Genomic DNA, 14,878 nt, shown 5'->3' on the forward strand with positions numbered 1-14,878 from the left:
TTTATGCGCAGTCTCGCACTACTCTCCCTTTGTATGTTATTGGGATTCACCACGTATAGCCAGCGATTATTTAGTAAAGACAAAATTATTAATACAGTTGATAATATTGATCAAAAGAGGTGGACCTGGGGTTATTATCTTGGATTCAATCAATTTGATTTTAATTTTGATTATGAAGCTGAAAACGCTCTAGGACAGCAGCAACAAGAAATTTTAGTCAATAACAATCTGAGCTTTAATGTAGGTCTTCTGGGAAATCTGAAGATCAACAAATATGTAGATTTGAGATTTGAACCCGGAGTCATTTTTGCCAACAGAGAAGTTATTTTTCCTAATGATGAAGCTAACGCACGAGAAGTAAAGTCAACTTACGTGCATCTACCCTTACTCCTTAAGTTTTCTACAAAGCGAATCAACAATTTTAAACCTTTTATAATCGGCGGTCTGTCTACAGCGATTAATCTATCAAGTAATGAAGACAACCCTGATGATAACCAGGCGGGGCAATTTAGAATGACCACAAATAATTATTTCTACGAAATAGGATTTGGTGTAGATTTATACTTACATTTTTTCAAGCTTACCCCATCCATACGTGGAATCTTTGCCCTAAATGACGAATTGGTGAGAGATAATGACCCCAATAGTTTATTCACTAGCGGAATACAAAAAATGGGAACGCGTGGAATATTCCTAAACTTTACATTTCAATAGATTTATCCACGTCTAAATTCGTGTAAGAAGATTGCTGCAGCTGTTGCGACATTGAGACTTTCGGTCTGTGGGTTCTTACCATAAGGTGAAATACTAATGCGGCTAGTTACTGCGTCTTCAACCTCATTAGAAATTCCATTTGCCTCATTGCCCAAAACCAATACCGCCGGAGAACTCAATTCCTCATGTTGTACAGCTACGCCATCCATAAACGTACCGTAGACCGGGATTGATGAATTTATTACGAACGCTTTAAGATCAAGATAATGCACTTCTACCCTTGCTATAGATCCCATTGTAGCCTGTATCACTTTAGGATTATAGGCATCCACAGTATCATGAGAGCAAAGTAGCTGTTTGACGCCAAACCAGTCACACAATCGAATGATTGTTCCTAAATTACCAGGATCCCTAACTCCATCTAAGGCGACTACGAGTGTATCTACCTTAATCGCACTAGCTTGAGGTATTTCAAAAATGGCTAAAGCTTTTTGCGGTGTGCTTAAATTAGATATTGATTTAAGTTCACGATCCGTTATAATAATACGAGTGGAAATTTCTTCAAAAAAACCTTCAGCTGTTAAGAGCAAGGATAATTTAAAAGAGGAGTTAATCAACTCATTAATCACTTTAATTCCTTCGGCTACAAACAGTCCATGCTTATTACGGTACTTTTTTTGAGACAGACTTAGTATTAACTTAATTTGGCTTTTGCTAACCATGCAAAAAATGTATTTTTGAATGAATAATGACTCCTTGTTGAAAAGATTTTCAGCTAAAATATTACTTCTTGCCGTAATAGTTATACTCGTACAATCTTGTAATGCTGTAAAAAAGCTGGATGATGACGAATATCTCCTTACTAAAAATACTATTCTCGAAAATGGCGATAAGGTAACCGATTATGGTATAAACAGTCAACTTTCGCTCAAACCAAATGCGGGGATAGGATTTTTTCCACTTAAACTATTTTTATTTAATGAAGCTAAAAAGAATCCTGATAGCCTTTTTAATGAATGGTTATACCGAAAGCCAAAACGACCTGATAGGCTCAATAGTCTAATTTCTCAAAAGCAAGTAAAACGACTTGGGGTAATATATCGAAACTGGAATGAATTTAAACGAACCAGTGGTCAAGCTCCCAGTATTATTAGTGATGAAGCTGCACAGAATTCTGCAAATCGTTTAAAGGAGTGGTATTATAATCACGGTTGGTTTGATGCGGCTGTAGATTATACGATCGAATATAAGGAGGATCAACGTGGAAGCATAGATTATAACATTGACACCGGCAAACCTTATGTCATTGATAGTATCTCCAGAGCAATTGAAAGCTCCGTGGCAGATTCCATTTATTCTAGTGCAAAACGCAAATCGTTCATAAAAGAAGATACTCAATATAAAACCCTTGATTTTAATATTGAAAGGGATCGTATTACGACCTTATTTAGGAATAATGGATTGTATCATTTTGATCAGGAAGCCATAAAATTTGAGGCAGATACTATTCAAACTGGTAATAAGATTGACGTAAAGCTTATCGTTGATAACCGAAGCATCACACGTGGGGATTCTACCTTTACAGTACCTTATAAAGTCCATAAAATAAGTGAGGTGAATGTGTTTACCGACTATTCTTTTGAAAACCGAAACAAATTCTTAACCGATACGACCAGTTATGAAGGTTACAATTTTTATGCCTATAACGGGATAAAATACACCCCTAAATCACTTACTGATGTTCTTTTTATTAAAAAAGGAGATGTTTATGCTGATTTAAACCGAACGCTAACCGCTCAACGCATTGCAGAACTGCGCACGTTTAATTTGAGTTATGGCAATATTATTTATCAACCAGATCCCAGAGATAGTACGGGAACAAAATTAATCAGCAATATATTTTTAGAACCTAGAAAACGCTTTGGTGCTAGCGTAAATTTTGATGTCTCCAGAAGTAATATTCAGGATTTAGGAATCGCACTTGGAGGATCCGTGTTAGTTAGAAATGTATTCAACAGACTGGAAACATTGGAACTTTCAGGTAGGGGGAGTTTTGGTTCTTCAGACGATGCTGCAACCAGCAGCCAGGACAGATTTTTCAATATTTCTGAAATTGGTGCAGATCTCACCCTCTCTATTCCCCGGATACTCTTCCCTATCAATACTGAAAAATTTATTAAGAAATCCATGTCTCCGTTTACTCAGGTAAGCACCGGGGTAAGTTCGCAGCAAAACATAGGACTTGACAAACGAAACGTCACCGGAAGATTTAGCTATAACTGGAAACCCAAACCAATTCTTAGACTTAATTTTGATTTGGTTAATTTGCAGTATGTGCGTAATTTAAATGTGGAGAATTATTTTAATGTATACACCAATTCTTTTACCCGTTTAAATGAAATCGCAGCGGAAAATTTTGAATCAATCAATGAAAGTTATTTCAAGACTGATGAGACAGGAGAATTAGAAGATCCGTTGGAGCTTAGCATCCCCTTTGGTACCTCCTCCCTGCTTTCAGACTTTGAAAATGAGCTCTTAAGCGGGTTAACAAATGATGAAGAGCAGACATTAAATACCATTGATGAACGTAGGGACAGACTAACCGAAGATAACTTTATCCTTGCATCAAACTTTAGCTACCTAAAGAACACACGTAGAGGAATCAATGATGAGGATTATTCCCGTTTTAGAGCACAGTTTGAACTTGCCGGCAATTCTTTAGCTTTATTAGCTCCACTTATTGGTCTTGAGCAAAATCAAGACGAAACGTATGATTTATTTGGGGTCCAATTCTCACAATATGCCAAACTGGAATTGGATTTTATTAAACACTGGGAAATAGGTGAGCAGCAGGTAATTGCTGTACGTGCTCTGGGTGGACTGGCCCTACCTTATGGAAACTCAAACAGTATCCCGTTTGCACGTAGTTTCTTTGCAGGTGGGCCTAATGATAACAGAGGCTGGCAAGCATACACCTTAGGACCGGGTAGTACAGGTGGACCAGATGAATTTAATGAAGCTAATATGAAATTGGCATTTAATGCTGAATATCGTTTTAATCTTTTTGGGAGTTTTAATCTGGGGCTGTTTACCGATATTGGGAATATTTGGAATATTTATGATAATGTCGATGATACCGAAGCCGTGTTTGACTCTTTTACAGATTTAAAAGAACTTGCCATTGGATCAGGTTTTGGAATAAGGTACGATGTAAACATTTTTGTGATACGTGCAGATGCCGGATTTAAAACCTACGAACCGGGTCGTGAAGGCAACCAATGGTTTGCTAATTATAATTTTGCAAATACCGTATACCATTTTGGAATTAATTACCCCTTCTAAGTGACAGAATTTGTTATTTTTGTAATCTTACAACTAAACCAATAAAATGAGTCATTCTATTCAACCTGGTGTTGCCACCGGAAAAGAAGTTCAAGCTATTTTCAATCACGCTAAAAAACATGGTTATGCCTTACCGGCGGTCAATGTTGTTGGTTCAAACACCATAAATAGTGTCCTTGAAACAGCCGCAGCATTAAATTCTCCGGTAATTATCCAGTTTTCTAATGGTGGCGCTCAATTCAATGCGGGGAAGGGCTTATCAAATGAAAATCAACAAGCTGCTATAGCTGGTGGTGTAGCCGGTGCAAGGCACGTACATGAGCTTGCAAATGCTTATGGTGCTACAGTAATTCTACATACTGATCACTGTGCTAAAAAACTATTACCCTGGATAGACGGCCTTTTAGATGCCAGCGAAAAACATTATAAAGAAACCGGTAAGCCATTATATAGCTCTCATATGATCGATTTGAGTGAAGAACCACTCGAAGAAAATATTGAGATCTGTAAAAAATACCTTAAGCGCATGTCTAAAATGGGTATGACGTTAGAAATAGAATTGGGAATCACGGGAGGTGAAGAGGACGGCGTAGACAATACAGATGTTGATGATTCAAAATTGTACACCCAACCAGAAGAAGTGGCATACGCATACGAAGAATTAAGCAAGGTAAGTGATCAATTCACCATTGCCGCAGCGTTTGGAAATGTTCACGGTGTATACAAGCCGGGAAATGTAAAATTAACGCCGAAAATTCTCAAGAATTCTCAGGAGTTTGTGACTAAAAAATATGGCGTAGAAGAAAATCACATTGATTTTGTTTTTCATGGCGGAAGCGGATCAACTCTGGAAGAAATTAGAGAAGCCATTGGGTATGGTGTCATTAAAATGAATATTGATACTGATCTTCAATTTGCCTTTACTAAAGGCATTTTTGAGTATATGCATGCTAAGAAAGATTATCTTGCCACTCAAATTGGAAATCCAGATGGGGAGGATCAACCCAATAAAAAACATTATGATCCCCGTAAATGGTTAAGAGAAGGTGAACTTACCTTCATCAATCGTCTCAAAAAAGCATTTGAAGATTTGAACAATGTCGATACCCTTTCTAAATAGAGGATCCAGGCTTATCGTTCAATTAATACAATCGTAAAATATGGCTTGGTTTAAACGTACGCAAAAAGGAATTCAAACTCCTACTGAAGATAAAAAAGATGTTCCTAAAGGATTATGGTATAAATCTCCAACAGGTAAAATCGTTGAATCTAAAGAACTGGAGCAGAACTATTATGTAAGTCCAGAGGATGATTATCATGTAAGAATTGGCAGTGAAGAATATTTTGAAATTCTTTTTGATGATAATAAATTTAAAGAATTAGACAAAAACCTTACGTCTAAGGATCCTTTAAAATTTGAGGACAGTAAGAAATATGTTGACCGCTTAAAAGAAGCTCAAAAAAAAACGGGCTTAAAAGATGCTGTGCGAACCGCGGTAGGAAAATCTAAAGGAAAAGATTTAGTGGTTGCCTGTATGGATTTTAGGTTTATTGGTGGATCAATGGGCTCTGTTGTGGGAGAAAAGATTGCCCGCGCTGCAGCGTATGCACTTGAACACAAAACTCCATTTATGATGATCTCTAAATCTGGTGGAGCACGTATGATGGAGGCAGCCTATTCATTGATGCAGCTGGCAAAAACCTCTGCGAAACTAGCTCAACTAGATGATGCTAAAATTCCTTACATCTCCTTATGTACCGATCCTACCACCGGTGGAACGACAGCCTCTTTTGCGATGCTGGGAGATATTAATATTAGTGAACCCGGCGCATTAATTGGATTTGCAGGGCCACGTGTAGTGCGAGATACAACGGGCAAAGAGTTACCTGAAGGCTTCCAGTCAGCCGAGTTTGTGCAAGAGCATGGTTTTTTAGATTTTATCTCCCACCGTAAAAACTTAAAAGACAATGTCAATAAATACATTGACCTTATTTTAAATCAACATTTGAGATAATAAAAAAACCGCCGATCGGCGGTTTTTTTGATTTACTATACCAACTTAGTCAATATAAATGGTGTAATCGTTTCCGTTTACGGTTAATGTGGCCAATGAGTCACACTCCCCTTCACCATAGTTGAGTTCACCGCTTCTATTATTCCGCGCAAGCGAAACAACACCACTTACAAATATGGGGCAGTCTAATCGTCTGGTCAATTCTTGTGTTACTTCTGCGCTTTTGCTAAATCCGTTACTGGTCTGTGACGTCCAGCTACCTGTTACGAGATAAACATTGTCTGTCCACGTGCCTGTTCCTACTCCGGCAATCCATTCTCTGGTTTTTGCTATGCTTCGGTTCACTAAAACTCCGCTGTCTTCTAATTGAATGGCAACGTCAGCTGTAAATGTACTTTGCGGATTGGCATTAGCATTTTCCTTTACTCTGATAATCTTTCCTCCACCCTCTATGAGATTGCCACTTAAAGAAAAATCTTGATAGGTATAGTTAATCTCACGCGATACTTGAGACTCCGTCATTACGGTTATAAAAATTTGCCCGGCAGCAACATGCCCGTTTTCAAGTGTACATCCATCGCCAAAATCAAGTTCAATTGACGTTACATTAGTATCATTACTTATGGTTGCACTTACACATGGATTAAAAAAGGAGTTGATTATGGATTTCCCTGCTTGTTTATTCTCTTCTTCCTGTACAAATTGATCAACAATATCGACACTTTGATCAGAAATTTGGTTGGCTTTTGCCTCCACGGCGACTTCTTCGGCAGAGATTGCAGCAACTTCAACTTGAGATTGCTCACAAGAATTCAATAGTAGAGCACCCAAGGTGATTTGTAGGGCCCAAATTTTAGATATTTGTTTCATAATACGTATGTTTTGTTTTGTAGTAGGACTAAATCAATCGTAAAAAGTTTAATGAGGACAATATTTATTTCGGTTTCTCTAAAAAAGAGTATATTTGCACCCTGTTTGAAAAAACATACATAAAAATCATTTAAATAAATATTGGCATGTATTTGACTAAAGAAAAGAAAGAAGAAATGTTCGCTAAGCACGGTAGCAGTAAAAAGGATACCGGTTCTGCTGAGGGACAAATTGCGTTATTCACGCATCGAATTGCTCACTTGTCTGAGCATTTAAAGAAAAATCGTAAGGATTACAACACAGAGCGTTCGCTGGTAATGCTAGTAGGTAAGCGTAGAGCTCTGCTTGATTATTTAACTAAAAAGGATATCAACAGATACCGTGCGATTGTTAAAGAATTAGGATTAAGAAAGTAAGAGTTATAGAAAAAGAGAGGGCGCGCCCTCTCTTTTTAGTTTATTGAAATATCCTGGAGCAGTTCGCTTCAACATAGTACCGATTATTACGATGTAATAATTAGCTTAAAAGTGCATAAAGCATTTCTCATTGGTCTAAACCTTCACAACACAACAACAACTGCTTATTCAAGCAAAAGACCATTGTTTAATAGTAGGAAAATACTCCTGCTGAATTAAAAAGTATGATTCCAAAAGTTTACAAAGAGGTCATTGACCTTGGTGACGGTAGAGAAATTTCTATCGAAACCGGAAAATTAGCCAAGCAAGCCCACGGGAGTGTTGTGGTACAATCAGGAAAGTGTATGCTATTGTGTACCGTTGTTTCCAATTACAAACAAAGTGATGTAGATTTCTTACCCCTTACGGTGGATTATCGCGAAAAATTTGCTGCTGCGGGTCGTTACCCGGGTGGTTTCTTTAAGCGTGAAGCACGTCCAAGTGATGGTGAGGTGTTGACGATGCGTTTAGTAGATCGTGTATTACGCCCACTCTTCCCTAAGGATTACCATGCAGAAACACAGGTAATGATCCAATTGATGTCTCATGATGATGATGTTATGCCAGATGCAATGGCAGGTCTAGCCGCATCTGCTGCGATCCAGCTTTCAGACTTTCCATTTGAATGTGCGATTTCTGAAGCCCGTGTAGGTCGCGTAAACGGTGAATTTATCATCAACCCCACCAGAGCGCAATTAGAAGAATCTGACATCGATATGATGATTGGAGCTTCTGCCGATTCTGTGATGATGGTTGAAGGTGAGATGGGAGAAATTTCTGAAGAAGAAATGGTAGAAGCCATCAAATTTGCCCACGAAGCGATTAAAAAGCAATGTGAGGCTCAAATAAGGCTTGCTGAGGCTTTTGGTAAAAAAGAGGTGCGTGAGTATGATGCTGAGCGTGAGGATGCAGATCTTGAGAAGAAAGTACATGACCTTACCTATGATAAAGTATATGAAATTGCTAAAGCAGGTTCTTCGAAAAAAGAACGCAGTAACGCTTTCGCGGAAATAAAAGAAGAGGTAAAAGCTACCTTTACTGAAGAGGAATTGGAAGATTTTGGTGATTTAGTCTCAAAATACTTCTATAAAGCTGAAAAAGCTGCGATTAGAGACCTTACCTTAACTGAAGGTAAACGTCTTGATGGCAGAAAAACAGATGAAATCAGACCAATCTGGTGTGAGGTGGACTACCTGCCATCTACGCACGGTTCTGCTATTTTTACCCGTGGTGAAACTCAGGCGTTAGCTACCGTAACTTTAGGTACTTCGCGTGAAGCAAATCAAATTGATATGCCATCATTTGAGGGTGAAGAAACCTTTTACTTACACTACAACTTCCCTCCGTTCTCAACGGGTGAAGCGCGACCAATTCGAGGTACTTCACGTAGAGAAGTAGGACACGGTAACCTGGCGCAACGTGCCCTTAAAGGTATGATTCCCGCAGATTGCCCGTACACCGTACGTGTGGTAAGTGAAGTATTAGAATCTAATGGGTCATCATCAATGGCGACTGTATGTTCTGGTACGATGGCATTAATGGATGCTGGTGTTAATCTTAAAAAACCTGTTTCTGGTATCGCGATGGGATTAATTAGTGATGGAGATTCTGGTAAGTATGCTGTACTGTCTGATATTCTTGGTGATGAAGATCACTTGGGAGATATGGACTTTAAGGTAACAGGTACTAGAGATGGTATCACTGCTTGTCAAATGGATATCAAAGTGAAAGGACTTTCATATGAAATTCTGGTAAACGCCTTAAAGCAAGCCCGTGATGGACGCTTACATATCCTTGAAAAACTAACAGATACGATTGAGACTCCACGTGATGATGTAAAAGCACATGCTCCTAAAATGGTCACCAGAACTATTCCTAACGAATATATTGGCGCCTTAATTGGACCAGGTGGTAAAGTAATCCAAGAACTACAAAAAGAGACCAAAACCACAATTGTGATCAATGAAGATCCTGTGACCGAAGAAGGTATCGTAGAAATTCTTGGTACAAACCAAGAAGGAATTGATGCAGTTTTAGCTAAAATTGAATCAATCACCTTTAAGCCAGAAAAAGGAAGTATCTACGAAGTTAAAGTGATTAAAGTACTTGACTTTGGCGCCGTGGTAGAATATGTCGAAGCTCCGGGGAATGAAGTGTTGTTACACATTTCTGAACTAGCGTGGGAACGTACAGATAATGTTACTGATATCGTGAATATTGGTGATGTACTTGATGTGAAATACTTTGGATTAGATCCAAGAACCCGCAAAGAAAAAGTTTCTCGTAAAGCTATTTTACCTAAACCTGAAGGTTATGTAGCACGCCCGCCCAGAGATGATAAAGGTCGAGGTGGTCGTGATAATCGCGGTAGAGACAATCGTAGAGACGATAGAAAACCTAGAGAAGATAAGTAAAACCAATTTCTTTAGTTTATAAGAACGATTCCTTCAAATAGCAATTATTTGGAGGAATCATTTTTTTTTTAGAGCTTTCAATTTCTATTCAAACAGCTCCTTTTGATCAAAAAATACATTTACCTAAGAAAGAATTTTAAACAATACCTTAGAGCAGAAAAAAAAGCCAGAGCAGCTATTTTACCCATTAAGCAGGGTAAAATACCCGTAATTGTACATACCATGGGGCAGGTAGGATCTACAACTCTAGAAAGATCGCTTAAACAAGATGCTTCATTAGCTGTATTTCACACGCACTTTCTATCTAAATCAGGGATTAAAAATAATTGGATTACTGAAACTAATAATTTTAAATCTAAACGCATACCGTATCATTTATTAGAGGTGAATAGATTGCGTAGGGTGTTGAAGAATTTACCTCAACGAGATATTTATATTATTTCCAGTGTTAGAGATGTAATTGCGCGTCAAATATCTTCATTATATAAACTTCCTACCATTGCCGAAAAGAATATACAGGATGAGCAAGGTCAAGCCAATAGTCAGCTAGTGTCAAAATTTTTTAATGAATTCGTATTAAAGCGACCTAATTTTTTTCATTATCCCCTCAATTGGTTTGATAAAGAAGTTAAGGCATGTTTTGATATTGATGTCTTTGAGCATTCCTTTGACCCTGAACAAGGGTATGTCATCATACGAAAGGGAAATGTCAATTTACTGGTTCTACACATGGAAAAAATTGATGCGTTAATGCCTACTGTAATCTCTGAGTTTCTTAGTGTAGAAAATTCGTTGACTTCTATTAGATCAAATGTGCAGCAAAATTCAACCTATAAAGACGCTGTTTCAAACGTGAAGATTCCCAATGAAATTCTTGATCGTGTATACAGTTCAAAATTAATGGCTCATTTTTATAGTGAAGAAAAGAGAATTGAATTTAAGAAAAGGTGGAATATTTAAAATTTTGTCCAAATTGTAACTTTTTACTGTTGTTTTACGTATAATTATGTAAATGCCCCAAAGAACACTTTTCACAATAATCTTTCAAACAATCATATCGTAAATGAGACAGCTCAAAATTACGAAGCAGGTCACCAATCGTGAAACCGCTTCCTTAGATAAGTATTTACAAGAAATAGGTAAAGTAGATCTAATCACTGCTGAAGAAGAGGTAGAATTAGCTCAGCGAATCAAAGCTGGTGACGATCGTGCACTAGAGAAGCTCACTAAAGCGAACCTTAGATTCGTAGTATCCGTTGCTAAACAATATCAAAACCAAGGATTAACACTTCCAGATTTAATTAACGAAGGAAACTTAGGATTAATTAAAGCGGCTAAACGTTTTGATGAAACCCGAGGATTTAAATTTATCTCCTATGCGGTGTGGTGGATTAGACAATCTATTCTTCAAGCACTGGCAGAGCAATCTCGTATTGTTCGTTTACCTTTAAACAAGATTGGTTCGATTAATAAAATTAATAAAACATTTGCTTATCTTGAGCAAGCTAATGAGCGTCCACCAAGTGCTGAGGAAATTGCAAAGGAATTGGATATGACCATTAGTGATGTGAAAGAGTCTATGAAAAACTCTGGCCGTCACGTAAGTATGGATGCACCTCTTGTTGAAGGAGAAGATTCTAACTTGTACGATGTTTTACGATCAGGTGAATCACCAAATCCAGATAAGGATTTATTACATGAATCACTACGTATTGAGATAGAACGTGCATTAGAAACACTTACTCCTCGTGAAGCAGATGTGATTCGACTGTATTTTGGATTAGGAGATCAACATCCAATGACACTTGAAGAAATTGGAGAAACCTTTGACTTGACACGTGAGCGTGTGAGACAAATCAAGGAAAAAGCAATTAGACGTTTAAAACATACGTCCAGAAGTAAAATACTAAAGACCTATTTAGGATAGACAACATCCTAAGACGAGTACGACGGTACCAGATTCCCATTCATGTGGGAATTATACTGTTCGTTTTTTGATTGATGAATGACCTCCGGCTGATTACCGGAGGTTTTTCTTTATTAACATCTGTTTAATTGATATATTTACAAATTCGTAAATGTATTATGATTTATACTATCTGTTATTGCAGTACCGCATCAGCAACCATAACTCCACAGGAGATCAAACAGCTTATGGTAGATAGTGTTACATGGAATGAAGCTCATGACATACATGGTGCTTTCATTTATACCGATGGTAATTTTTTTCAAATTTTAGAGGGTCCCAAAGAACTAGTCAAACCATTATTTGAAAATATTAAATCTGATGATCGCCACCACATGATTATCAAATTATATGAAAAGGAGATTGAGGAGTACACCTTTGATCAATATGAATCCTCATTCACCATTGCTGACAGCAAGCAAAGCATGTATGCCCTAAAAGAGCACTTAAGAGAAACGTCCAAACAAAATCAATCTAGAGAAGCAGTTTCCTACCTTTTAGATAAATTTATGGCGATTTAAGGGATAGAACAGTATTTTTGTGGTCAAAGAACTCCTCATGACTCCAAAAATTATTGCTCCTTCTATCCTAGCAGCTGATTTTGCCAACCTACAACGTGATGTTGAAATGGTCAATCAAAGTGAAGCCGATTGGTTTCATATTGATATCATGGATGGTGTATTCGTTCCCAATATATCCTTTGGAATGCCAGTGTTAAGGGATATCGTTAAACATGCATCCAAAACAATTGATGTTCATTTAATGATCATTGATCCGGATCGTTACATAAGTACGTTCGCTGGATTGGGTGCAGATATACTCACCGTTCATTATGAGGCCTGCACCCATTTACATCGTACGCTACAAGCTATTAAAGCTGAAGGAATGGAAGCCGGTGTCGCACTAAATCCTCATACAAATATTGATTTATTAGAAGATGTCATCACAGATATTGACATGGTTTGTTTGATGAGCGTCAATCCGGGTTTTGGTGGTCAAAAATTCATTGAAAATACGTACGCAAAAATTAAGAAGCTCAAAGCACTTATTCATAAAACTGGGGCAACCACTAAAATTGAAATTGATGGCGGAGTTACTGATCAAAATGCTGAGAAGTTGATTGAGGCTGGTGCTGATGTTCTTGTAGCCGGAAGCTATGTATTTAAAAGCAAAGATCAATTAGGTATAATTAAACACCTAAAGGCATTGGTATCTTGAAAAACGTTGAACTTATTATTATTGGTGGTGGTCCTATTGGAATCGCCTGTGGCCTAGCGGCAAATAATAAGGGAATTGATTACCTGATTATTGAAAAAGGGACCATCGTAAACTCTTTATATCATTATCCTGTGAATATGCAGTTTTTCTCCTCTTCAGAGAAATTGGAGATTGATTCTATTCCTTTTATAAGTAAAGAGGCTAAACCAAAAAGAGATGAAGCGTTAGAGTATTACAGAAGAATAGTCACCAGCAATCAGCTCAATATTAATTTATTTGAAACCGTAAAAGAAGTCAATAAAACCGAAGAATTATTTACAGTAAACACTACCAAAGGTACCTATACTTCCCGTTTTTTAATTCTCGCTACAGGCTTTTATGACATACCAAATCTATTAAATATTCCGGGGGAAGATTTACCTAAAGTGAGCCATTATTACAATGATCCTCACTTATACGCAATGCAAAAAGTCGCTGTAATCGGTGCGAGTAACTCAGCTGTTGACGCGGCCTTAGAATGTTATCGTAAAGGTGCAGAGGTGTCCATGATCATTCGAGGTGAATCAATTAGCGACCGCGTTAAATACTGGGTTAAGCCAGATATTGAAAATCGCATTAAAGAAGGGAGTATTGACGTTTTCTACAACAGTACCGTAAAAGAGATAAAACCTATTTTTATTATCATTGATACTCCTAAAGGTGAAAAAACACTTGAAAATAATTTTGTTTTAGCGCTTACAGGATATAAACCAAACTTTCATTTCTTAAAACATCTTGGCGTAAACCTATCTAATGATGACAGCCAAATACCCGAATACAATGAAGAAACTATGGAAACGAATGTAAAAGGTCTTTATCTTGCCGGAGTCATTTGTGGTGGGATGGAAACCCATAAATGGTTCATCGAAAACTCAAGGGTTCATGCCAAAAAGATTTTAGAAGATATCTCTTCTAAGCATACGGTATTGGACACAAAAAACTAGTATCCCGCGAATCTAAAATTGAGCATACGTTTGGATAAGGTATAAAGCTCTGGAAAGTTTTGCTTCAGGTAAACTGGAGATTCAATAAAATGTTCAATGAGCACCGCCAGGAATTCAAATTGGTTGGTATACATGTACGTTCTAAAGTGTGTAGATCCCTTCAGCTTAGCTAAATTTTTTTTGTTAGAAAGATACTTTTCTAATTGATCATATCCATCTGAAAAGATTGTACTACTTACATCTTTAAATTTTCGGCTATTAAAATGAAGTACGTGCGTAAACTCATGGATAGCCAAATTTAAATTGTCGTGTTCATTCTCAAATCCCCTTTGAACTCCCTCCCATGACAAGGCTAGCGACTTAAATGCGCGATTGAACTCGCCCAAATGTTGATGTTTATTCGTTCGGCTAAAAAATGATGAAGGGTAAACAATAATACGTTCTAAAATATCCAGCGTATAGTTGCGCATCCCAAACGTGAGCATTATGGCAGTTGCACTTATTAAAAGCTTTACCTGCGAAGTAATTTCTTGACCCTCTCTTGAAACAAATACTTTATCTTCCATAAACACTGCTAATCGATGTCTAAAAAAACGCTTGTATCTTTGAGAAAGGTTAGCGTAAAATGTAAACTCCTTGAGTAAAAACTGCTGTTCTTGCACAGATATATCTTTTAATCTAATGTAAAAGTGTACATAAAGAGGACGCTGTCTTTTTAAAACATATAATGATTCAACAGCATTTATTGAAAAAAAAATCAGCATTGCCGTGAAGACTATAATAATAATTATTATTCCTACCATGTGAAAAAGATTTGGCTGTAGGAAAATAAGAAACGTAGCTTATAAGGTTTCATGAAGATTTGGTCGTAACGGGTTGCATAAGGTAACAAATCTTTTAA

The 14,878-nt window shown here is 37.3% G+C and carries 14 protein-coding genes; 11 read left to right on the forward strand and 3 right to left on the reverse strand.

The window, feature by feature from the left end; translation table 11 throughout:
* Positions 1-3: 3 nt before the first annotated feature.
* Entirely contained in the window at positions 4-714 is a 711-nt protein-coding gene (porT, locus tag ABD000_RS12225; protein ID WP_343767994.1) for a type IX secretion/gliding motility protein PorT/SprT, read from the forward strand.
* A 2-nt stretch (positions 715-716) separates the two neighbouring features.
* Here porT and ABD000_RS12230 read toward each other — a convergent pair whose 3' ends face one another.
* A complete protein-coding gene (locus ABD000_RS12230) occupies positions 717-1,436 on the reverse strand; it encodes a TrmH family RNA methyltransferase (RefSeq protein ID WP_343767996.1) in 720 nt (239 codons plus the stop codon).
* Between the two features lie 37 nt (positions 1,437-1,473).
* Here ABD000_RS12230 and tamL point away from each other — a divergent pair, with 37 nt between their 5' ends.
* Genes tamL through accD form a run of 3 tightly spaced genes read left to right on the forward strand, consistent with a single transcriptional unit; the run spans position 1,474 to position 6,071 of the window.
* Entirely contained in the window at positions 1,474-4,056 is a 2,583-nt protein-coding gene (gene tamL, locus ABD000_RS12235) for a translocation and assembly module lipoprotein TamL (protein WP_343767999.1), read from the forward strand.
* Positions 4,057-4,102: 46 nt separating this feature from the next.
* Entirely contained in the window at positions 4,103-5,176 is a 1,074-nt protein-coding gene (gene fbaA, locus ABD000_RS12240; protein ID WP_343768001.1) for a class II fructose-bisphosphate aldolase, read from the forward strand.
* Positions 5,177-5,216: 40 nt separating this feature from the next.
* Positions 5,217-6,071, forward strand: coding sequence for an acetyl-CoA carboxylase, carboxyltransferase subunit beta (gene accD / locus ABD000_RS12245; protein WP_343768003.1), 855 nt, complete (start codon positions 5,217-5,219; stop codon positions 6,069-6,071).
* A 45-nt stretch (positions 6,072-6,116) separates the two neighbouring features.
* Here accD and ABD000_RS12250 read toward each other — a convergent pair whose 3' ends face one another.
* The gene (locus ABD000_RS12250; RefSeq protein WP_343768006.1) at positions 6,117-6,941 is read right to left on the reverse strand and encodes a hypothetical protein; all 825 of its coding nucleotides are present in this window, start codon (positions 6,939-6,941) and stop codon (positions 6,117-6,119) included.
* 146 nt (positions 6,942-7,087) lie between these two features.
* Between ABD000_RS12250 and rpsO the strand changes: the two genes are divergently transcribed.
* The 7 genes from rpsO (at position 7,088) to ABD000_RS12285 (ending at position 13,977) form a co-directional block, all read left to right on the forward strand.
* On the forward strand, positions 7,088-7,357 hold the full coding sequence (rpsO, locus tag ABD000_RS12255; protein WP_343768009.1) for a 30S ribosomal protein S15: 270 nt from the start codon (positions 7,088-7,090) through the stop codon (positions 7,355-7,357).
* A gap of 224 nt (positions 7,358-7,581) precedes the next feature.
* Positions 7,582-9,810, forward strand: a complete 2,229-nt coding sequence (locus ABD000_RS12260) for a polyribonucleotide nucleotidyltransferase (RefSeq protein ID WP_343768012.1) — start codon at positions 7,582-7,584, stop codon at positions 9,808-9,810.
* 102 nt (positions 9,811-9,912) lie between these two features.
* Complete coding sequence (locus ABD000_RS12265; protein ID WP_343768014.1) at positions 9,913-10,770, forward strand: putative capsular polysaccharide synthesis family protein; 858 nt, start codon at positions 9,913-9,915, stop codon at positions 10,768-10,770.
* A gap of 103 nt (positions 10,771-10,873) precedes the next feature.
* Positions 10,874-11,737 (forward strand): sigma-70 family RNA polymerase sigma factor, encoded by an 864-nt coding sequence (locus ABD000_RS12270; protein ID WP_343768016.1) that lies wholly within the window; start codon positions 10,874-10,876, stop codon positions 11,735-11,737.
* A 158-nt stretch (positions 11,738-11,895) separates the two neighbouring features.
* A complete protein-coding gene (locus tag ABD000_RS12275) occupies positions 11,896-12,297 on the forward strand; it encodes a BLUF domain-containing protein (RefSeq protein WP_343768018.1) in 402 nt (133 codons plus the stop codon).
* A 37-nt stretch (positions 12,298-12,334) separates the two neighbouring features.
* Positions 12,335-12,994 carry a ribulose-phosphate 3-epimerase gene (gene rpe / locus ABD000_RS12280; RefSeq protein ID WP_343768020.1) on the forward strand — a complete coding sequence of 220 codons (660 nt, stop codon included), beginning with the start codon at positions 12,335-12,337 and terminating at the stop codon, positions 12,992-12,994.
* Positions 12,991-13,977: a YpdA family putative bacillithiol disulfide reductase gene (locus tag ABD000_RS12285; RefSeq protein ID WP_343768022.1), complete on the forward strand. Its 987-nt coding sequence runs from the start codon at positions 12,991-12,993 to the stop codon at positions 13,975-13,977. Before rpe ends, ABD000_RS12285 begins: the two co-directional genes overlap by 4 nt.
* On the opposite strand, the gene ABD000_RS12290 is transcribed toward ABD000_RS12285, so the two are convergent.
* Complete coding sequence (locus ABD000_RS12290; RefSeq protein ID WP_343768024.1) at positions 13,974-14,780, reverse strand: zinc-dependent peptidase; 807 nt, start codon at positions 14,778-14,780, stop codon at positions 13,974-13,976. The genes ABD000_RS12285 and ABD000_RS12290 overlap by 4 nt on opposite strands.
* Positions 14,781-14,878: the final 98 nt, after the last annotated feature.

Origin of the sequence: Gangjinia marincola, from assembly GCF_039523415.1 — a bacterium.
In the GTDB taxonomy this organism is placed as follows: Bacteria; Bacteroidota; Bacteroidia; order Flavobacteriales; family Flavobacteriaceae; genus Gangjinia; species Gangjinia marincola.